This is a genomic window from Sphingomonas pollutisoli, from assembly GCF_029167165.1.
GTDB classification, from domain to species: Bacteria; Pseudomonadota; Alphaproteobacteria; order Sphingomonadales; family Sphingomonadaceae; genus Sphingomonas; species Sphingomonas pollutisoli.
This window is the reverse complement of sequence record NZ_JARFNJ010000012.1, coordinates 52,523-73,375: the sequence shown is the minus strand read 5'-3', so window position 1 is coordinate 73,375 and position 20,853 is coordinate 52,523. Positions and strand designations below refer to the sequence as shown.

Here is a 20,853-nt window from a genome sequence, read left to right as displayed (position 1 = left end):
CACCATGTCACAACAGGAGCCTGTCCCGGTGAAATTCCTCCACACCATGATCCGCGTCACCGATCCGGCGGCGACGATCGCATTCTTCGAACTGATCGGGCTTAGCGAGGTGCGCCGTATCGAAAGCGAGCAGGGCCGCTTCACGCTGATCTTTCTGGCAGCGCCCGGCCAGGAGGGCGTCGCAGAGGTCGAGCTGACTCACAATTGGGATCCTGAAGCCTATACGGGCGGCCGCAATTTCGGCCACCTCGCCTATCAGGTCGATGACATATACGAGACGTGCCAGCGGCTGATGGACGCGGGCGTGACGATCAACCGTCCGCCCCGCGACGGGCACATGGCGTTCGTGCGCACGCCCGACAACATCTCGGTCGAGCTGTTGCAGGATGGTCGACTTCCCCCGGCGGAGCCGTGGGCATCGATGCCCAACACCGGAGTCTGGTGACATGACAGGGGTGCGCGCGTTTCTCGACCTTTCGGGCGCGCACCTCCCGCTTCTTCAGGCGCCGATGGCGGGCTTCGCCGGCGCGGAGTTGGCTATCGCCGCGATTGGCGCCGGCGCCGTCGGCTCGCTCGCCTGCGCGACATTGTCGCCCGACGACGTCATCGGGACCGTGGCGCGGATCCGCGCGGCGGTGAGGGGGCCGCTCAACCTCAACGTCTTTTGCCACCGGCTCGGGCCGGTGCCCGATACGGCCGCATGGGAAACGCAACTCGCGCCCTGCTACGTCGCCGAGAATCTATCGCGACCCACCGCCGCACCACCGCTGCGCCGCCCGTTCGACGCTGCGATGGCCGACGCGATCGACGCGGTACGGCCCGAGATCGTCAGTTTCCACTTCGGGCTGCCCGAACCCGCGCTGCTGGAACGCGTGCGCGCGACCGGCGCGCGATTGATCGGCAACGCGACCACCGTTGCCGAGGCGCGGTTTCTCGCGTCGCGTGGCTGCGACGCGATCATTGCACAGGGCTTCGAAGCCGGCGGCCATGCCGGTCATTTCCTGAACGAGCACGGGCCGGTCGGATTGATCGCGCTGGTGCCGGCGATTGCCGATGCGGTCAGCGTACCCGTGATCGCGGCCGGCGGCATTGCTGATGAGCGCGGCGTGCGCGCCGCCATCGTATTGGGTGCCGCAGCGGTGCAAGTCGGCACGGCCTTCCTGCGCACGCCGGAAGCGCGCCCGAGTGCTCCCCACCGCGCCGCACTGGGTGCCGCCAGCGCTGATGACAGCGTCTTCACCAACCTGTTCTCCGGCGGTTTGGCGCGCGGCTTGCGCAACCGATTGATCGAGGCGATCGGTCCCGTCAGCGCCGCCGCGCCGCCGTTCCCTTATGCCAGCGCGGCGGTGGCGCCGCTTCGTGCACACGCCGAGAGCGAGGCGCGCGGCGACTATTCAGCGCTCTGGGCCGGGCAAGGCGTCACGCTCGCGCGCGCGGAGCCGGCGGCCGCGCTCACCCGCCGGCTCGGCCTCGCCGCGCTCGCCATGGAGGATTTCGCATGACCGATCTCGACATCGTTCGGATTCCCGCGTTTACCGACAATTACATCTGGCTGGTCCACGATCCTGTCTCCGCCGAGACGGTCGTGATCGATCCCGGCGACGCCACGCCGGTGCTTGCGGAGGCAGAGCGGCGCGGCTGGACGATCGGGCAGGTCTGGAACACACATTGGCATGCCGACCACACCGGCGGAAACGCCGCGATCAAGGCCGCAACCGGCGCGACCATCAGCGGGCCGGCGGCGGAGAGCGCGAAGATTCCGACGCTCGATGTTCCCCTCGAGGATGGCGACACCGTCCGCATAGGCGCGCATGTCGCGCACGTGATCGCCGCCCCCGGGCACACCGCCGGGCATATCCTATTCCATCTCTCCGACGACGCGACGATCTTCGTAGGCGACACCCTGTTCGCGATGGGGTGCGGCCGGCTGTTCGAAGGGACGCCCGAACAGATGTTCGCCAACATGCAGCGGCTCGCGGCATTGCCCGGCGAGACGTCGGTCTATTGCGCGCACGAATATACCCAGAGCAACGCCCGCTTCGCGACCGTCGCCGATCCCGACAATGCCGACATCGCGGCACGCATGCGTGACGTCGATACGCTCCGCGCGGCGGGCGAGGCCACGGTGCCGACGACGATCGCGCTCGAACGCGCGACCAATCCCTTCTTGCGCGCGGACTCCGCAGGGCAACTCGCCGCGCGGCGGGCGGCCAAGGATAGTTTCCGAGGGTAGCCGCGTTACCGGCGCCTGAGCTTTCGAAAGGCCAAGCTGATGTACCGCTTCATCCTTCCCGTCATGCTGTTATGCGCCGGCACCGCCGCGCTTTCCTCGGATCAAGGGTATGCCGCGCGTGAGGCGGCCAAGAACAAGGCGGAGCTGGACAAGGCGCTCGCCGGGCTTGTTCCGGGCAAGCCGCAGCAATGCCTCGACAGCCGCGATCAATATGAGACGCAGCGGATCGGCGACACGATCCTCTACAAAGTCTCCCGCCGGAAAATCTACCGCGCCGACACCAACGGCGGCTGCTTCGGTCTCGATCGCGGCGACGCGATCGTGTCGCAGCAGTTCGGCTCGCAGCTCTGCGCGGGCGACCCGATCCGCACGGTCGATCTGACGAGCCACATCCCGAGCGGGTTCTGCACGATCCGTCAGTTCGTACCATATACCGCGCCCAAATGAGGCGCGGCACACGGTCGCGGCGCTCTTTATAGCACGAACCGCGACAGATCGGTGTTGCGCGCGATGCTCGAAAGTTGCTTCTCGACGTAAGCGGCATCGACCACCACGGTCTCGCCCTGGCGATCCTCGGCATCGAAGCTGACTTCCTCGAGCAGCTTCTCCATCACCGTCTGCAGGCGGCGTGCGCCGATGTTCTCGATCTCGCCATTCACTTCGGCGGCGATCCGGGCGATCGCGCGGATACCATCCTCGGTGAACTCGATCCCCACCCCCTCGGTGCCGATCAGAGCGACATATTGCTGGGTGAGCGACGCCTTGGTGTCGGACAGGATCGCGACGAAGTCATCCTCGGTCAGCGCCTTCAGCTCGACGCGGATCGGCAGGCGGCCCTGCAGCTCGGGCAGCAGATCGCTTGGCTTGGCGACGTGGAACGCGCCGCTCGCGATGAACAGCACATGGTCGGTCTTCATCGGCCCGTATTTGGTCGCGACCGTCGTACCCTCGATCAGCGGCAGCAGGTCGCGCTGCACGCCTTCGCGGCTCACCGAGCCGCCGCGCACGTCGCTCACGGCGATCTTGTCGATCTCGTCGAGAAAGACGATGCCATTCTCCTCGGCGTTGGCGAGCGCGATGCGGCTGACCTCGTCCTGGTCGAGCCTTTTGTCGGCTTCCTCCTCGACGAGCTTTTCCCACGCCGCCGGTACGGTGAGCTTGCGGCGCTTGAGCTGCTGGCCGCCGAACGCCTTGCCCATCATCTCGGTGAGGTTGATCATCTGCGGCGCGCCACCGGGCACCTCGAAGGGCATCTGCGGCGCCTGTTCGAGTTCGATCTCGATTTCGGTGGTGTCGAGATGGCCGTCGCGGAAGCGCTGGCGGAACGCCTCACGGGTCGCCTCGCTCGCGCCCTTGCCGGTGAGCGCGTCGAGCAGCCGCGCCATCGCGGCGTCCTCGGCCTTGTCCTTGACCGCGACGCGGCGGCGTTCCTTTTCGAGCCGGATCGCTTCCTCGACGAGATCGCGCGCGATCTGTTCGACATCACGGCCGACATAGCCGACCTCGGTGAACTTGGTCGCCTCGACCTTGACGAACGGGGCGTCGGCGAGCTTGGCGAGGCGGCGGCTGATCTCGGTCTTGCCGCAGCCGGTCGGCCCGATCATCAGGATGTTCTTGGGCGTGACCTCGTCGCGCAGATCGGCGCCGAGCCGCTGGCGGCGCCAGCGGTTGCGCAGCGCGACCGCGACCGCCTTCTTGGCGTCGGCCTGGCCGATGATATGCGCGTCGAGCGCGCGGACGATGGCTTTGGGGGTGAGTTGGTCGTTCATTTCGGTTCCGTCGCCCCGGCGAAGGCCGGGGCCGTTGAGTTTGGTTCGGTACGCCGGTTGCTCTTCGTAACACAGCGGCCCCGGCCTTCGGGCCCCATCAAAGTAGTACTTTGATGGGGCCCGAAGGCCGGGGCGACGAGGATTACGCGTCCGCCGCACCGTCGATGGCTTCGAGGGTCAGGCGTTCGTTGGTATAGACGCAGACATCGGCGGCGATCTTCATCGCCTTGCGGCAGATCGTCTCGGCATCGCCTTCATACTCGACCAGCGCGCGGGCGGCGGCGAGCGCGTAATTGCCGCCCGAGCCGATCGCGGCGATGCCGGCTTCCGGCTCGAGCACGTCGCCGTTGCCGGTGAGGATCAGCGTCACGTCCTTGTCGGCGACGATCATCATCGCCTCGAGGTTGCGGAGATATTTGTCGGTCCGCCAATCCTTGGCGAGTTCGACCGCGGCGCGGAGCAATTGGCCGTGATGCTGTTCGAGCTTGCGCTCCAGCCGCTCGAACAGCGTGAAGGCATCGGCGGTGGCGCCGGCGAACCCGCCGATCACCGAACCGTCGCCCAGCCGGCGCACCTTGCGCGCGTTGGGCTTCATCACGGTCTGGCCCTGGGTGACCTGGCCGTCGCCGGCGACGACGACACGGCCATTCTTGCGCACGGAGAGGATCGTGGTGCCGTGCCACACCACTGCATTGGAGCTGTCGTTCATGGCGCGCGATATGGGAGCGGTCGCGCGGCTGCGCAATCCGCCCCCGGAACGACCGCGCGGATTACAGCGCCTCGGCGTGCTTCTCCTCGGTGAAGCCGGTCGGGACCAGCGCGGGGCGGAACGCGTCGCGCTCGGCGGCGGTGACCGGCGCGGTGGGGTCCGGGCGGAAGGCTTCCGGCGCGCGCGCGTCGGGGCCGGGGTGCGGACGCCCGGGGGCGAGATCGGGCGCGGCGTGCTCGGCGGTGCCGACGGGGCGCAGGCGATCGAACAGGCCGAAGCGCAGCGCGGCGGCGATGCCGGCGGCGACAGCGCCAAGACCGACGACGCCGATCGCGGTGGAGCGGCCTGGGGTGCCGTTCTTGGCGCCGGGCTTGGCGCCGCGCTTGGCGGCCTTGCGGGGCTTGGCGCGAGTCTCGGAAGGGGTTGCCATGCGGGTTTCCTTATGTGTGCCGAGATCAACGGGCCGGGGCGTGGTGTGTTCCGCAAATCGTCTCCGCCGCGCGCGGCCCGCGACGCCAAACATCGCGATCATCGTCCACCCGAGCCACGGTACGGGGAAGATCGCGAAAGTGGCGGCGGGTGCATCGTTTGGCGCGCATCCGCAGGCGCGCGCGGGGATGCGGGGCCGGCTGCGGGTGGCGGGACGATGGCATGATGCGGCTTTCGCGGGTTGGAGGAAATGCCGCGCGAGGATAGGCGAAGGCGGGCGTGTAGGACAGCGCGGCGCGCAAGCGCTTGGCGAGAGCCAAGCACACGCCCGGCGCAGCCGGAGCCGCGCCCGGCCGGCGGCGCGCCAGCGCCGTCCGACGACACGGGCTTTGCCCGTGGCGCGCTGTTCGCGCACCGGAACCGCCGGTTTGAGTCGATCGATCGCACCGAAGCCGGTATCATGACGATACCGCCTGCCCGGAGCCGCCCGCCATGTCAGACCCCCTCGCCGCCCCCGCTGAAGATGTCGCCGCTCGTCTGAATTATTACCTGGACGCGGCGTTGCGGCGTCCGGTCGGTATCACGGGGGCGGGGCGATGCGCGTCGTGATGCTCTCGCTCAAGGACTTTGCGCGGCTGGTGCGGCGCGACCGGCAGGAGATCAGGACCGGGGATCGGGCTGCCGAAACGCTCGATGCCTTCATTGCAATTCTGCCGCGCGAATTTTATAAAATTGGATGGTTAGTTTATTTACAAATCCAATTGCGCCCCAACACTCTCTAAGAGCAATGCTACCAACAGAAATAATTAAAAATCTGTTTGTAAAAATATCAATTTGACTGCATCCTGTGGATAAACCTAATCCCCCCGCATAAATAATAAACGTTATCGCGAGAAATGTAAGTACGCTAAGTATTCCTAACTGGAAGGAATATAAATATCCTTCTATTGGAGCGCCATCTTTAATAATAAATTCAGAAAATGCTTTGTCTTGAAAGAGACTGGCGGATCGCCCAGCCCAAGCGAACGACAAACCCACCAAGATTGCCGCACCGGGAATAGCAACCTTAGTCGCCAGGTCTGATATCGGGATTCGCACCAGCGTCGCTAAAAGTAGCCCGAGGGTCAGGTGAAACGCTAACCAAACGTTTACGATATTGCCAATACCGCGATCGCCATCACGGTCGCGATATACAAGCCACTCCCAGAAGGATCGGTAACTATCCATTTTCATCTTTGTTTTTCAACGATTTAAAGCCTTCCTGCGTAGCACGCAGAATTGCGTCACCTGTCTCTTCGTGAAATCCAGCGTCAACAGGTTCACGAAGCGGATTGATGTTCAGAGAGCGCCTCTCCAACGAACCCTTCTCCTTCGATTGTATCGTCGCGGTCGCGTTATCCCCGGCTGCAGCGATGTCTCGGGTCAAATCCGCCAGCTCGTTTTTATTGAGCGCGTACCCCCTGACCGATACCTTCCCTTCCTCCGCACCAGCGCGCTCTGCAAAATTCTTCAGCGGCTGCCTTATATACTTGTTATCGCCCGGAGGATTGGGAGGGGTAAATTCAAATTCAAATCTTGTTATCCGGTGCGCCGTTTCAAGAGCTGCAATGAAGCCCGTCGGGTCAGGAATGAAATCCACCACGATCTGACGATTATTCCGCCGAGCAATACCCGGCTCCTCAAGCAAGATGGCAATTTTGGCCGCTACCTCCTTGGCATTCATGGACACGTTGGGGCGAACAAGAATTCCAGCCACTTGGGTCTCGGGATCATAGACGCCAACCGTAAAAGGTGCCTGCGATTGCTCGATTTCTCTAAATTCCCTTAGCCGATTGTCGAACTCGTGCGCCTTGACAATGACCTCTCTTCCTAGGGCAAAAAATACGGCACCGCCCTTCATTTCCGATGTGTTGCCAATATGCCAGACAGCACCACGAGGAACACGGGCGGTAGGTCGAGCAAGGAACGATCGAGCTACGATTTGAGCGGGTTCATCCGTATCGGCGAAAGCGTCTCCTTGACTCCGGGGTTCTGCCTTGCATCTGAGAAGAAATACTGAAGCCACTGCGGTCCCCCATGTCACTCCGAGCGCAGGATGGCAGTTCCATCGCAATCTTCAACTATTTGTTATTGGTGCCGTTCTTGACTACTTCCCCAACAACGGCTTCAAATACCGCCCCGTAAAGCTCGCCGGCACCTTCACCACCTGCTCAGGCGTTCCCTCGGCAACGATCTCGCCACCCTTCACGCCGCCCTCAGGCCCAAGGTCGATCACCCAATCCGCCGTCTTGATGACGTCGAGATTGTGCTCGATCACCACCACGGTATTGCCCTGCTCGACGAGCGCGTGGAGCACTTCGAGCAACTTGCGCACGTCCTCGAAGTGCAGCCCCGTCGTCGGCTCATCGAGAATATATAACGTCTGCCCGGTCGCCCGGCGTGACAGTTCCTTCGCCAGCTTGACGCGCTGCGCCTCGCCGCCCGACAGCGTCGTCGCCTGCTGGCCGACCTTGACGTAGCCCAGCCCCACTTCCTGAAGCATCGCCATCTTGTCGCGGATCGGCGGCACCGCCTTGAAGAATTCGACCGCGTCCTCGACGGTCATGTCGAGCACGTCGGCGATGCTCAGCCCCTTGAACTTCACCTCCAGCGTCTCGCGGTTGTAGCGCGCGCCGTGGCAGACGTCGCAGGTGACATAGACGTCGGGGAGGAAGTGCATCTCGATCTTGAGCAGCCCGTCGCCCTGGCACGCCTCGCAGCGCCCGCCCTTGACGTTGAAGCTGAACCGGCCGGCCTTGTAGCCGCGCGCAAGGGACTCCGGCAGGCCGGCGAACCAGTCGCGGATCTGGGTGAAGGCGCCGGTATAGGTCGCCGGGTTCGAGCGCGGGGTGCGGCCGATCGGCGACTGATCGATGTCGATCACCTTGTCGAGATATTGCAGCCCGGTGATCTTGTCGTGCTTGCCCTGGACGATGCGCGCGCCGTTGAGCGCGCGCGCGGCGGCGGCGTAGAGCGTGTCGATCGTGAAGCTCGACTTGCCCGAGCCGGAGACGCCGGTGATGCAGGTGAAGGTGCCGAGCGGGATGCTCGCCGTCACGCCGCGCAGATTGTTGGCGGTGGCGTTGTGGACGGTGAGCTTCTTGCCGTTGCCCTTGCGGCGCTTGGCCGGCACCGGCACGAAGCGGCGGCCGGACAGATAATCGGCGGTGATGCTGCCTTCGGTGGCGAGCACTTGCTCGACCGTCCCCTGCGCGATTACGGTGCCGCCGTGGACGCCTGCGCCCGGCCCCATGTCGATCACATAATCGGCGGTGCGGATCGCATCCTCGTCATGCTCGACGACGAGCACGGTGTTGCCGAGATCGCGCAACCGCCGCAGCGTGGCGAGCAACATGTCGTTGTCGCGCTGGTGGAGCCCGATCGAGGGTTCGTCGAGCACGTAGAGTACGCCCGACAGCCCCGAGCCGATCTGCGAGGCGAGCCGGATGCGCTGGCTCTCGCCGCCCGAGAGCGTGCCCGAGGTGCGATCGAGGTTGAGGTAATCGAGCCCGACGTTGTTGAGGAAGCCGAGCCGCTCGAGAATTTCCTTGAGGATGCGCTCGGCGATCGCGCTCTGCTGCGGGGTGAGGTCTTGCGGGATCGCGGTGAACCAGGCGAGCGCATCGACCACCGACAGGCGGGTGACGCTGGAAATGTCGCGCATGCCGATCTTGACCGCGAGCGCCTCGGGCTTGAGCCGCGCGCCGTGGCAGACCTCGCAGGGTGCGGACGACTGGTATTTGCTCAGTTCCTCGCGCATCCACGCGCTCTCGGTCGAGAGCATGCGGCGGTTGAGGTTGCCGATCACGCCTTCGAACGGCTTCTTGACGTCATAGGACTTCTTGCCGTCGATGAAGGTGAGCGTGACCGGCTTGCCGCCGGTGCCGTGGAGGATGATGAGCTTGACCTCGCCGGGCAGGTCTTCCCACGGCGTATCGAGGCTGAACCCGAATTCGCGCGCGAGGGAGCCGAGCACCTGCATGTAATAAGGCGACGGCGGGTTGGACTTGGCCCAGGGCACCACCGCGCCCTTCTTGATGCTGAGCGCGTGGTTGGGGACGACGAGGTCTTCGTCGAACAGCAGCTTCTCGCCGAGGCCGTCGCAGGCCGGGCAGGCGCCCTGCGGAGCGTTGAACGAGAACAGGCGCGGCTCGATCTCGGCGATGGTGAAGCCGGAGACCGGGCAGGCGAATTTTTCCGAGAAGACGATGCGGTTGTCCGGGATGCCGGTGCCTTTCATCTTCTTGGCAGGGGCGGGCTTTCCCGTCCCGTTCGTGTCGAGCGCAGTCGAGACACCCTGCGCCGCGCCCGAGGCTTGTCCCTCGACTTCGCTCGGGACGAACGGAGGTTGGGTGCCCCCCACGTCCGCGACGGTCACATCGACCAGATCGACATAGGCCAGCCCTTCGGCGAGCTTCAGCGCGGTCTCGAAGCTGTCGGCCAGGCGCGTCGCGCTGTCGGGGTTCACCACCAGGCGATCGACCACCACCTCGATGTCGTGCTTGAGCTTCTTGTCGAGTGCGGGCGCCTCGTCGATCTCGACCAGCTCGCCATCGATGCGGACTCGGGTGAAGCCCGCTTTCTGCCACTCGAGCATCTCCTTCTTATACTCGCCCTTGCGGCCGCGCACGACGGGGGCGAGCAGGTACAGCCGCGTGCCCTCGGGCAGCGCCATCACGCGGTCGACCATCTGGCTGACGGTCTGCGCGGCGATCGGCAGGCCGGTGGCGGGCGAATAGGGGATGCCGACGCGCGCCCACAGCAGGCGCATGTAATCGTAGATCTCGGTGACGGTCGCCACGGTCGAGCGCGGGTTGCGGCTGGTGGTCTTCTGCTCGATGCTGATCGCGGGTGACAGGCCCTCGATATGATCGACATCGGGCTTCTGCATCATCTCGAGGAATTGGCGCGCATAGGCGCTCAAGGATTCGACGTAGCGGCGCTGGCCCTCGGCATAGATCGTGTCGAACGCGAGGCTCGACTTGCCCGAGCCGCTGAGGCCGGTGATGACCGTCAGCGTATCGCGCGGGATATCGACCGAGACGTTCTTGAGATTGTGCTCACGCGCGCCGCGCACGGAAATGGTGGTAAGGGCCATGCCGGTGGTTCTAGCTTTGTTCTGAACGGGATTCCAGTGCGCAAGATAGGGCGCCGATCGCGGGCGTGCGAGGGGGCGGGGGCGACAAAGCGCGCGGGCGCGATCCTTTCGGGGTTGGAACGAGCCGCGGCGTCACCCATTAAGGGGGTCTTTCCCCCACTTTTCACAGAATTGGTTGGATGATGATCGTGACGACGACCCGCCGGCTCGCGCCGCTGCTCGGTGCCGCCTGCCTGTTGACCGCCGGCGGCGCGGCGGCGCAGCAGCGCGACGACGCCCCCGCTCCGCCGGCGAAGCCCGCGCCCACCGCACCCGCGCCCGCGCAGGTCGATATCGGCGCGCCCGCCCCCGCCGCCGCGGCCGACGGTTCGGCCACCAACACGCAGAAGCCCGCCAACGACGCGGCCCCGCCGCAGCGGCGGCGCTTCACCCATGCGCTCCACCCGCGCGACATGTCGCCGGGCAACGGGATCGGCGACACGCGCTATCAGGCGCCGCCGGGGCTGTTCGCCGACTGGCGCGACACCCGCACCGCGTTCGGCAAGCGCGGCATCGAGCTTTCCGCGCGCTATGTTTCGGAGAGCGGCTATAATTTCACCGGCGGCAAGAAGCGGCTCGCCACCGAGACCGGGCAGGCCGATCTCGGCGCGAAGTTCGATCTGGATAAACTCGCCGGGATCGACGGCGGCACCTTCCAGGCGACGCTGACCTGGCGGCGCGGGCGCAACCTTTCGGACGACGCGGGGCTCAACACGCTGCAACAGGTGCAGGAAGTCTATGGCCGCGGCCAGACCGTGCGCGTCACCGAGCTATGGTATCAGCAGAAGCTCGGCGACCGGATCGAGGTGAAGCTCGGGCGGACCAATCCGGGATCGGACTTCGCGGTGTTCTCCTGCCATTTCGAGAACCTCACCTTCTGCGGCGCGCAGCCGGGCAATTTGGTTGGCGATTATTGGTACAACTGGCCGATCGCCGAATGGGCGGGCATCGTCCACGCCGATGTCGCCAAGGGGGTGTATCTGCAGGTCGGCGGCTATGTCGAAAACCCCAACGATCTGAAGAACAACTTCTTCGTCGCGCGCTTCGGCGGCGCGACCGGCGTGCTGATCCCGTTCGAGGCGGGCTGGACGCGCGGGCTGGAGGGCGGGCACGTCGGATCGTACAAGATCGGCGGCTGGTATTCGACCACCGCCGGCGACGACGTGTTGCTCGACACCAACCATCAGCCGAGCGTCATCACCGGGCTCGCCCCGCTCAAACATTCGGGGCGCTACGGCGTCTATGCGAGCGTGCAGCAGCAGATCAGCGGCACGTCGAAGGACGGCAAGGCGCTGACCGGGCTCGGCGTGTTCGCCAACGTGACGCAAGCCGATCGCGCGACCAGCGTGACCGACAACCAGGTCGCGCTCGGGCTATTCTATAAGGGGCTGCTGCCCGGTGTGGGCGGCGATGTGCTCGGCGTCGCGGTGGGGCGCACCAACGTCAACGGGCGCGCGGCGCGGGCGGACCTGCTGGTGCCGGGCACGCCGGTGCGCGACGCCGAATATGCGGCCGAAGTCTATTACAGCATCACGCCGGTGCCGTGGCTGGAATTGCAGCCCAACGTGCAACTGATCCACCACCCCGGCGGCGTGAAGACGCTGAGCGATGTCGGCGTGCTCGGGTTGAAGGCGGCGCTGACGCTGTAGGCGCTGGGAAGCGCGGGGGCTTTGCTGCGCGTGCCGCGCGCCTCTGCCCGCCGTTCGTCCTGAGCGCAGTCGAAGGACGGGCCGCGGGCGACACCGCCCTGGGACACGCACTTCGACTGCGCTCAGTGCGAACGGGGGGAGCGGAGGTGCGTGAATGTTCGCCTCGGGCGGGGCCGATGTCGATGTACGGAATGGCCGGAATCGGCGAGCTGCCGCAGCTTTCGCGATGCTGTTTTCGACTTGAGTAGCCCCTGATTTTCTAGACGCCTTCCGCTTTCAAAATCTTCGGCGGGAGAAGCGGCGCCCGTTTGACCGCGCATCACTCCTCGCCCGAAGACCGCATCATGCGAAGGCCTGCTCGTGCGGTGAAAACACCGAGCACACACGGGATGATGCCAACGAGCAGCACTGGGGAGGCCGAAAGCATGGGGCCGGGCTGCTCGATTATACCCGGGAGCGAGAACAGTACCACCGCGCCGGTACAAAGGCCCGTCGTACCAGCCAGCAATATGCCCATCGCGACGAGAACGCCGCCGAGGAATTTGATCATGCGATGCTCCTGACTCGGCGATGGTTCACCTTCGCGTCGGCCAGCACGGCCTCTCCGGCCGCGCCCGGACGGTAGAACAGGTTGAAGGTGTCGAACGGGATGATCGCGCCATCGGGTTGGACGAAGTGGACGCAACTCCGTTTCACCGTTCCAAGGTCGAAGTTGAAACGATCCAGGAATTGCGAGATGACGACACGGAAGGTCTGCGCATATCCGATTTCCTCGGGCACGGCCGCTTCAGGCAGGCAGCAGAGCAGGCTTGCCAGTTTTTCCGAAGTATCCGCCTGCGCGGTGGAGAGCGAGAGAAGCTGGAAGATGCGGTCTTTGAGTTCGGGATAGGCCTCGAAGCTCACCGTGTTGGGAGCAGCAGCGACGAACAGCTCTCGCGGCAGCATTGCCGTCACGGGTGCGACATCGCGTCCGTTTCGCAGACCATAGCCGATGCAGATCTGGTCGGGGTTGCAGGGCAGCGGGATCAGATCCTCAAGCGCAAAAACACCCGCCTCGGCGATGCGCCGACGAATTTCGGTAAGTGTGATGCGATGCTGCTTGGCATCGAAGCCATCGTTGCGGCCGGTATCCTGCACCGGTTGAAAGGTGACCCCCCGCACGCACCGCCACTCCAGCGCGTGGCGCACGATGTCGGGGATCTGTTGGTCGTTCACGCCTTTCTTCACCGTCACCACGAGCGTGGTCGAAATGCCGGCGGCCTCCAGCGCCTCCAGCGCGCGCCGGCGCATGGAACTGAGACGCGCACCGCGGAGCACCATCAACGCCTCGTCGTCCAGCGCGTCGAACTGGAGGTAGATCTCGAAGCGCGGCCGGAACGCGGCGAGACGGGCAACGAAGTCGGGCTCCCGGGCGATGCGCAGCCCATTGGTGTTGACCATGAGGTGACGGATCGGCCGCCTTCGAGCGGCTTGGAGGATTTCGAAAAACTGTGGGTGGATGGTCGGCTCGCCGCCGGAAATCTGGACGAGATCGGGCTCCCCTTCCGCAGCGACGATCACGTCGAGCATCGCCTCCACCTCGGCGAGCGGGCGGTGGCCGAGGTGATGGATCGAGGAGCCGGCAAAACACACCGGGCAGCTCAAATTACAAGCCTCGTTGATCTCGATCAGCGCCAGGCAGCTATGTTGCTCGTGGTCGGCGCACAGACCACAGTCGAATGGGCAACCGTGGTCCGTGCGAGAGTGGATGGCGAGGGGGCGATCACCGGGCTTCAGCCAGTCTTTTGCGGCTCGCCAGTATCCGACGTCGTCGGAAATCAGGGTCTTGGTCACGCCATGCACGCGGCAGCGCTTGCGGTAAAAGACCAGATCACCTTCGACGATGATCTTGGTCGGCACGGGCAGCAGGCACGTTTCACACAGGCTCGTCGTCTCACCGAAGAAGAGGTAGGGGGCCGCTCCCCGCAGCGGCGCGCTCGTGGTAGAGGTCGGCTCTGTAGAAAGCGCATCCATAAGCAACCAACCCCAAGCATAGCAGATGGAAGATGTTTAGCGGTCCAATCAACGTTGGATAGGGCTTCAAGAACTCCCAGACGAAACGCTGTGCCCCGTACCAGCCCGCGAGCACGTAGAAGCTGCGGCGCAACGCCCAACTCTGCTGTCGCTGTTGCGCGGCACCGTAGACGATCAAGAACATCAGCATCGCGAGCGACTCGTATACCTCGACCGGCTGGCGTCCTACGCCGTCTCCCAAATCAACCGCCCAAGGCAGTGATGTCGGTATGCCGTAGGTTCCATCAGGAAGTCCTGCGAACAGGCAGCCCCAGCGCCCGACAACGATCCCCGCGGCGATCGGCCCGACGAACGGCGTCCCCGTCGATCCCCGCAGCCCGATCGCACGTTTGTAGATCTCGACGCCGATGATCGCCCCGGCAAGGGCGCCGGCGATGCTGTGCGACAGGATGGGAGTCGCCATGCGAAGCGTGTTGGCGGAGCCCAATGCCCATGCGCCCGCCAGCGCGCCGATGGCGAGCGCGGCGAAATAGCCGGAGCCTGTGGTCTGGGCCAGTCGCTCGGTAGCATCACGCAGCCGCCATCGATGCAGCATCGTGCCCGTCACGGCCGATGCCGCCCATGCGAGGACGTCGAACAGGGTATGCGCCCAAGGCGCCGTCGGGATCACGAGCATGGATGGGTCGTCCGATGCTTCCGGCTTGCCTGCAAGCATTGATGACTGAAGGGCCGGTTTTGGTCAGGCGCCAGCGTGGTGCGGAATGTCGCATAGCGGGTCGGCTCAGACCACGCTCAGCCGGGTCGAGAGCGTCCTCACCGTCAACGTCCAAAAAGCGCGGTGTGCTGTCGATTTTCAGCATGATCGCGCAGGATCTGAACGGCGCGGAGGCTGCCAGCCGCCTGGTAGATGATCGATGCCTTGGTGCGACGGAGCCGCCCGTGGGCAACGGGCCCTGATCCCGGCCGTATGCTCAGGGTTTTTCCGGATTATTTGCCACAGCCAGACGAGGCATCATTTTGAATCTACCTGCGCCGCACCCTCTTCTTCCGTCCATCCGCCGCCGAGCGCGCGGATCAGGCGGATGCTGGCCTGCAAGCGCCGGGTGTCGAGATCGAGCGCGGCGCGGCGCACCCGCAGCGCTGTGGTCTGCGCGGTGAACACCTCCAGATAGGTCACGGCGCCCTTGCTGTAGCGGTTGAGCGACAGGCGCTCGGTCGCGGCGGCCTGCCGTACCGCTTCGTTCTCGGCGGCGGCTTCGTCACCGAGGTGGTGGAGCAGCGCGAGATTGTCCTCGACCTGCTGGAACGCGGTCAGCACCGTGGCGCGATAGTCCGCGCTCGCACTCGCCCAGCGCGCACGCGCGACGGCGAGTTCGGCGCGACGGCGACCGCCATCGAACAGGTTGAGCACCGCGCTCGGCCCGATCGACCAGATTTGGTTGGGCGCGGAGAACAGGCCGGGCAGGCCGGTGTTCTGGAAGCCGCCGCTCGCGCCCAATCGGATCGCGGGGAAGAAGGCGGCCTTGGCCACGCCGATCGCGGCATTGGCGGCGGCGACGCGGCGCTCGGCGGCGGCGATATCGGGCCGGCGCTCGATCAATGTGGCGGGCAGCCCGAGCGGGACGGCGGGCACGTCGAAGTCGGTCGCGACAGGGGCGATGGTGAAATCGGAGGCAGGGGTGCCGACCAGGCTCGCGATGGCATGTTCGGTGAGCGCGCGGGCCGCCGCGACCTCGGCGAGCTGCGCGCGCGCCTCGGCGAGTTGCGCGGCGGAGCGGCTCGTCTCGATACCGCTGACGATGCCGGCCTGGAACCGCCGCGCGATCAGGTGATCGGCCTTGGCGAAGGCGTCCACGGTCTGCGTCAGCAGCACCGCTTGCCGGTCATAGCCGCGCAGCGCCATGAAGTCGGTGGCGAGTTCGGCTTGCAGGCTCAGCCGGATCGCGGCGAGGTCGTCGCCGGACGCCTGCACCTCCGCCTTGCCCGCCGCGACGCTGTTGCGGACCCGGCCCCACAGATCGAGTTCATAGCCGAAGCTCGCTTGGACGGTGTCGGCGCTGTAGATATCCGGCTGGTTGGCGCCGCGCAGCGGGCGGTTGTCCGACTGGCGGTTGCGGGTGATGTCGGCATCCACGCCCAAGTGCGGCAGCAGCGCGGCCCGGCTCTGGCCGAGATAGCCGCGCGCCGCGTCGTAGCGGGCGAGCGCGCCGGCATAGGTCGGGTTGTCGGTGGCGACCTTGCGTTCGAGCGCGTCGAGCGTCGGATCGCTGAACACCGCCCACCAGTCGCCGCGCGGCGCCGTGTCGGCGGGGGCGGCGGGTTGCCACGGCCCGGCTTCCTTGAACGCCGTGACCGTGGGCGTGACCGGCGGGTGATAGGCTGGGGCGAACGAGCAGCCGGCGGTCGTGACCAGCAGCGCCAGCGCGGACCAGGCGCGCTTAGCCATGCGTCTTGTTCTCGACGCGCACCAGCTCGCCGTCGGCAAGCGAATCCGGGGGATTGTCGACGATCTTCTGCGCCGCCGACAGGCCCGAGGTGATCTCGACGCTCGGCCCGAGATCACGACCGATCGTGACGGGGCGCAGATGGATGTGGCGATCCGCGCCGACCGTCGCGACCTGCGTGCCCTGCGCGCGGAAGATCAGCGCGCTCGACGGGATCTGGACCGTACCGGTCTGGCCGCGCACGTCGAATTTGACCTGCGCATAGCCGCCGGGCTTGAGCGCGCCGTCGGCATTGTCGGCGATGAGCTGGACCTGGAAAGTGCCGGTCTGCTGGTTGATCGCGCCCGAATTGCCGATGACATGCGCGTTGAAGGTGCGCGCCGGATAATCGGGGGTGGTGAGCGTCGCGGTCAGCCCCGGAGTCATGCCCGCCGAATAATTTTGCGGCACGTTGACGTAGATGCGGATCTTGCGCGTGTCGGCGACCGAGAACATCGGCTGCTGCACCGATGCGCCGGGGCCGACGAGATCGCCGATATCGGCGTTACGCGACGTCACGGTGCCCGCGAACGGCGCGCGTACGGTCGAGAACGCCTTCTGCGCGAGCAGCCGGCCGAGATCGGCGCGCGCCGCTTGCACCGCCGCGGTGCGCACCGCGAGGTCTCCGTTCTTCTCGTCGGCTTCCTGCTTCGAAACCGAATTGTCGGTGAGCAGATCATTCCAGCGCGCCGCCGTGCTGCGGGCGAGGCTGGCGTGCGCCTGCGCGCTGACCAAGGCGGCGCGCGCCGAGGCGATCTGCTGGTCGAGTTCGGGCGTGTCGATCCTGCCGAGCGGGGTGCCCGCGCCGACGCTCGCGCCGATATCCTTGTACCACGCGCTCACGTAACCGCCGACGCGGGCGTAGAGCTTGGCGGCGTTCCACGCCTGCATCGTACCGGGCAGCGTCAGCGCGTCGCTCGCCGATGCACCCTTGGCGGCGACGAGATGGACGGTCGGCACCGAGCGCGCGTCCGACCAGGCCTGCGCGGTCTGCGTGTCGCCCCGGCGCACCATCGCGCCCGCCGCGACCACGCCGATCGCGGCGACGACGGCGACGACGCCGGCGGTCTTGAGGCCCTTGGGGGCGGGTGCCTGAACGGGTTCAGCCTGCATGAGCGAGAGATCCGGTTGCGAGAGGGTCGGAAGCCGCGCGCCGGTGCTTGCGGTGCGCGATCGAGAAGACGACGGGGACGAAGACGAGCGTGGCGAGCGTCGCGCAGATCAGCCCGCCGATCACGGCGCGCCCGAGCGGGGCGTTCTGCTCGCCGCCTTCGCCCAAGCCCAGCGCCATCGGCGCCATGCCGATGATCATCGCGAGCGCGGTCATCAGCACGGGGCGGAAGCGGGTCGCGCCCGCCTCGGCGGCGGCGCGCAAAGCATCTCCCGTTGCGGCGAGCCGCTCGCGCGCGAAGCTGACCACCAGCACCGAATTGGCGGTGGCGACGCCCATGCACATGATCGCGCCGGTGAGCGCCGGCACCGATAGCGGCGTGTGCGTCGCGAACAGCATCCACACGATCCCGGCGAGCGCGGCGGGCAGAGCGGAGATGATGACGGTGGGATCGACCCAGCTCTGGAAGTTGACGACGATCAGCAGGTAGATGAGCACGATCGCGCCGATCAGGCCGAAGATGAGCCCTGAAAAGGCGGTGTTCATCGTCTCGACCTGGCCGCGCAGCTTCACGCTCGATCCCTTGGGCAGCGTGGCCTTCGCACCATCGAGCACCGCCCGGATGTCCGCCGCCACCGCGCCGAGATCGCGGCCCTGAGTGGTCGCATAGACATCGTAGGAGGGCTGGACGGCGTAATGCGTCACCACCGCCGGCGAGGGTTCGCGGTGGAGCGTGCCCAGTGCGCCGAGCAACTGATAGGTGCCGCTCGACCCGGTGATCGGCAGGTTCTGCAGCGCCGACAGACTATCGGTACGATATTGCGGCGTCTGCACCACGATCGGATAGGAGACGCCGTTCTTCGGGTTGAGCCAGAAGGCGGGCGCGACCTGGAAGCTGCCGGCGAGATTGACCGCCATGCTGCGCGTCACGTCGTTCTCGGTGATGCCGAGCCGGTTGGCCTGGGCGCGATCGACATCGAAGCCGAGTTCGGGATAGGCCTCGGTCTGCTGGACGCGCACGTCGGCGATGCCGGGGATGTGCTGCATCTTCTCGGCGAGCGCCTGCGCATAGGCCTTGCCGCCTTTGATGTCGCTCCCGGTCACCATCACGTCGATCGGGGCGGGGGCGCCGAAGTTGAGGATCTGGCTGATGATATCTGCGGGCAGGAACGAGAAGACCGAGCCGGGGAACGCATCGGGCAACGTCTTGCGAAGCGCGCGGACATAGCCGGCGGTCGGTTTGTGACCTTCCGACAAAGTCACGAGGATGTCGCCGTCCTGCGGACCGACCCCGCCGGTGTTCGAATAGGCGCGGTTGATGCCCGAAACCGGCATGCCGATGTTGTCGACGATCGACACCAGCTCGTCGGGCGGGATCACCGCGCGGATGCGGTCCTCGACATGATCGAACAGCGCCGCGGTCTCCTCGATGCGCGTGCCGATCGGCGCGCGGACGTGGAGGTTGATCTGGCCCGCGTCGATCGTCGGGAAGAAGTTGCGCCCCAGCATCGGCACCAGCGCGAAGGAGATCAGCACGATGCCCATGAACGCCGGCACGAACACGCGCCGCCGCGCGAGCGCGAAATCGAGGAGCGAGATGTAATAGCCGCGCACTTTCTCGAAGCGATGTTCGAACCCGCTCTGGAACCGGCGGAAAACGTTGCGGCTGCCGGGGCGGCCGGCCTTGGCGTCGTGGCTGACCATCACCTCGGCGGTGTGTTCGGTCGCGTGCGTGCGCAGCAGATAATTGCCCATCGTCGGGACGAGCGTGCGCGACAGCACGAACGAGGCGATCATCGCGAACACCACCGCCATCGCCATCGGGGCGAAGAGGAAGCCGGCGACGCCGGGCAGGAAGAACATCGGCAGGAAGGCGATGCAGATGCACAGCAGCGACACGAACGCCGGGCCGACGATCTGCTCGGCGCCGTCGAGGATCGCGGCGCGCACCGACTTGCCCTGTTCGAGATGCCAGTTGATGTTCTCGATCGTAACGGTGGCATCATCGACGAGGATGCCGACCGCGAGCGCGAGCCCGCCCAATGTCATGATGTTGAGCGTCTGCCCGGCCATCGCCAGCCCCGCCACCGCCGCGAGGATCGCGAGCGGGATCGACGCGGCGATGATGACGGTCGATCGCCAGGAACCGAGGAACAGCAGGATCATCAGCGAGGTGAGCGCGGCGGCGATCACCCCTTCCTTGATGACCCCCGACACCGCCGCCTTCACGAACAGCGACTGGTCTGACAGCGGCTGCACCTTGAGCGAGGGCGGCAGCGTCTCGCGTATTTTCGGAAGCAGCGCCTTGGCCTGATCGACGATCGCGATGGTCGAGGCAGCGCCCGACTTGAGGACCGTCATCAGCACCGCGCGCCCGCCATCGACGCGCACCACGTTGCGCTGCGGCGGCGATCCGTCGCGGACGTGGGCCACGTCGCGCATCAGCACGGTCGCGCCATCGACGGTCTTGATCGGCAGGTCGTTGAGCTGCGCGACCACCTCGGGCGAGTTGTTGAGGCGGACGTTATATTCGTACTGGCCGATCTTGGTGGTGCCCGCCGGCACGATCTGGTTCTGCGCCGCCAGCGCAGCGCCGACGTCGCTTGCCGACAGGTGTCGCGCCTGAAGCGCATCGGGATCGAGATCGATCTGTATCTGGCGTTCCTTGCCGCCATAGGGCGAGGGGATCGCCGCACCCTGCACCGAGGCGAGCGCGGGGCGGATGAAGTTCTGGCCGAGATCGTAGATCTTCTGTTCGGACAGATCCTTCGCCGACAGCGCGAGCTGGAGGATCGGCACGGTCGAGGCGTTGTAGTTGAGGATCTGCGGCGGGGTGATGCCCGGCGGCATCTGCTTGAGCACGGTCTGCGAGGCGGCGGTCACCTGCGCCGAGGCGGTGCGGATATCGACGCCGGGTTGGAAGAAAATCTTCACGATGCCGACGCCGTTCAGCGACTGGCTTTCGATATGGTCGATGTCGTTGACCGTGCTCGAAAGCTGGCGCTCGTAATAATAAACGACACGACCGGCCATGTCCTCGGGCGGCAGGCCGCGATAGGTCCATACCACCGCGATCACCGGGATTTTGATGTCGGGGAAGATATCGGTCGGGGTGCGCACCCACGCGATCGAGCCGCCCAGCACGATCAGGATGGCGAGGACGACGAACGTGTAGGGCTTGCTGAGCGCGAGCTTGACGAGTTGCAGCACGGAGCGCCGGCCTCTTTTCCAGGAAACGAGGCGCTCCATCTAAAGCCGCTGCGCTGCGGCGCATCTTAAAT

At 65.9% G+C, this 20,853-nt stretch carries 17 protein-coding genes; 5 read left to right on the top strand and 12 right to left on the bottom strand.

What is annotated here, in order from left to right; translation table 11 throughout:
• Positions 1–28 precede the first annotated feature (28 nt).
• From PX554_RS21310 to PX554_RS21295, 4 genes are read left to right on the top strand one after another with little or no spacing between them, the layout of a single operon-like run.
• Positions 29–445 (top strand): VOC family protein, encoded by a 417-nt coding sequence (locus PX554_RS21310; protein WP_275504491.1) that lies wholly within the window; start codon positions 29–31, stop codon positions 443–445.
• Between the two features lies 1 nt (position 446).
• Complete coding sequence (locus PX554_RS21305) at positions 447–1,502, top strand: NAD(P)H-dependent flavin oxidoreductase (RefSeq protein ID WP_275504490.1); 1,056 nt, start codon at positions 447–449, stop codon at positions 1,500–1,502.
• The gene (gene gloB / locus PX554_RS21300) at positions 1,499–2,233 is read left to right on the top strand and encodes a hydroxyacylglutathione hydrolase (RefSeq protein ID WP_275504489.1); all 735 of its coding nucleotides are present in this window, start codon (positions 1,499–1,501) and stop codon (positions 2,231–2,233) included. Before PX554_RS21305 ends, gloB begins: the two co-directional genes overlap by 4 nt.
• A 39-nt stretch (positions 2,234–2,272) precedes the next feature.
• Complete coding sequence (locus PX554_RS21295; RefSeq protein WP_093226222.1) at positions 2,273–2,680, top strand: hypothetical protein; 408 nt, start codon at positions 2,273–2,275, stop codon at positions 2,678–2,680.
• A 26-nt stretch (positions 2,681–2,706) separates the two neighbouring features.
• Here the strand turns inward: PX554_RS21295 and hslU are convergent, their stop codons facing one another.
• From hslU to uvrA, 6 genes are all read right to left on the bottom strand, one after another.
• A complete protein-coding gene (gene hslU, locus PX554_RS21290; RefSeq protein WP_275504488.1) occupies positions 2,707–4,002 on the bottom strand; it encodes an ATP-dependent protease ATPase subunit HslU in 1,296 nt (431 codons plus the stop codon).
• A 142-nt stretch (positions 4,003–4,144) separates the two neighbouring features.
• Positions 4,145–4,711 carry an ATP-dependent protease subunit HslV gene (hslV, locus tag PX554_RS21285; protein WP_275504487.1) on the bottom strand — a complete coding sequence of 189 codons (567 nt, stop codon included), beginning with the start codon at positions 4,709–4,711 and terminating at the stop codon, positions 4,145–4,147.
• Positions 4,712–4,772: 61 nt separating this feature from the next.
• Positions 4,773–5,141 carry a hypothetical protein gene (locus PX554_RS21280; protein ID WP_275504486.1) on the bottom strand — a complete coding sequence of 123 codons (369 nt, stop codon included), beginning with the start codon at positions 5,139–5,141 and terminating at the stop codon, positions 4,773–4,775.
• Between the two features lie 698 nt (positions 5,142–5,839).
• The gene (locus tag PX554_RS21275; protein WP_275504485.1) at positions 5,840–6,373 is read right to left on the bottom strand and encodes a hypothetical protein; all 534 of its coding nucleotides are present in this window, start codon (positions 6,371–6,373) and stop codon (positions 5,840–5,842) included.
• Positions 6,360–7,205 carry a hypothetical protein gene (locus tag PX554_RS21270; protein ID WP_275504484.1) on the bottom strand — a complete coding sequence of 282 codons (846 nt, stop codon included), beginning with the start codon at positions 7,203–7,205 and terminating at the stop codon, positions 6,360–6,362. The genes PX554_RS21275 and PX554_RS21270 overlap by 14 nt, the downstream gene beginning before the upstream one ends.
• A gap of 81 nt (positions 7,206–7,286) precedes the next feature.
• Positions 7,287–10,277, bottom strand: coding sequence for an excinuclease ABC subunit UvrA (gene uvrA, locus PX554_RS21265; protein WP_275504483.1), 2,991 nt, complete (start codon positions 10,275–10,277; stop codon positions 7,287–7,289).
• 182 nt (positions 10,278–10,459) lie between these two features.
• Between uvrA and PX554_RS21260 the strand changes: the two genes are divergently transcribed.
• Positions 10,460–11,965 carry a carbohydrate porin gene (locus PX554_RS21260; RefSeq protein WP_420833479.1) on the top strand — a complete coding sequence of 502 codons (1,506 nt, stop codon included), beginning with the start codon at positions 10,460–10,462 and terminating at the stop codon, positions 11,963–11,965.
• Between the two features lie 319 nt (positions 11,966–12,284).
• Here the strand turns inward: PX554_RS21260 and PX554_RS21255 are convergent, their stop codons facing one another.
• From PX554_RS21255 to PX554_RS21225, 6 genes are all read right to left on the bottom strand, one after another.
• The gene (locus PX554_RS21255; protein WP_275504481.1) at positions 12,285–12,515 is read right to left on the bottom strand and encodes a hypothetical protein; all 231 of its coding nucleotides are present in this window, start codon (positions 12,513–12,515) and stop codon (positions 12,285–12,287) included.
• Complete coding sequence (locus PX554_RS21250; RefSeq protein WP_275504480.1) at positions 12,512–13,864, bottom strand: radical SAM protein; 1,353 nt, start codon at positions 13,862–13,864, stop codon at positions 12,512–12,514. Before PX554_RS21250 ends, PX554_RS21255 begins: the two co-directional genes overlap by 4 nt.
• Positions 13,865–13,898: 34 nt before the next feature.
• On the bottom strand, positions 13,899–14,654 hold the full coding sequence (locus tag PX554_RS21245; protein ID WP_093226236.1) for a prolipoprotein diacylglyceryl transferase family protein: 756 nt from the start codon (positions 14,652–14,654) through the stop codon (positions 13,899–13,901).
• Between the two features lie 336 nt (positions 14,655–14,990).
• Entirely contained in the window at positions 14,991–16,424 is a 1,434-nt protein-coding gene (locus tag PX554_RS21235; protein WP_275504479.1) for an efflux transporter outer membrane subunit, read from the bottom strand.
• A complete protein-coding gene (locus PX554_RS21230; RefSeq protein WP_275504478.1) occupies positions 16,417–17,574 on the bottom strand; it encodes an efflux RND transporter periplasmic adaptor subunit in 1,158 nt (385 codons plus the stop codon). The genes PX554_RS21235 and PX554_RS21230 overlap by 8 nt, the downstream gene beginning before the upstream one ends.
• Complete coding sequence (locus PX554_RS21225) at positions 17,564–20,782, bottom strand: efflux RND transporter permease subunit (protein WP_275504477.1); 3,219 nt, start codon at positions 20,780–20,782, stop codon at positions 17,564–17,566. Before PX554_RS21225 ends, PX554_RS21230 begins: the two co-directional genes overlap by 11 nt.
• Positions 20,783–20,853 lie beyond the last annotated feature (71 nt).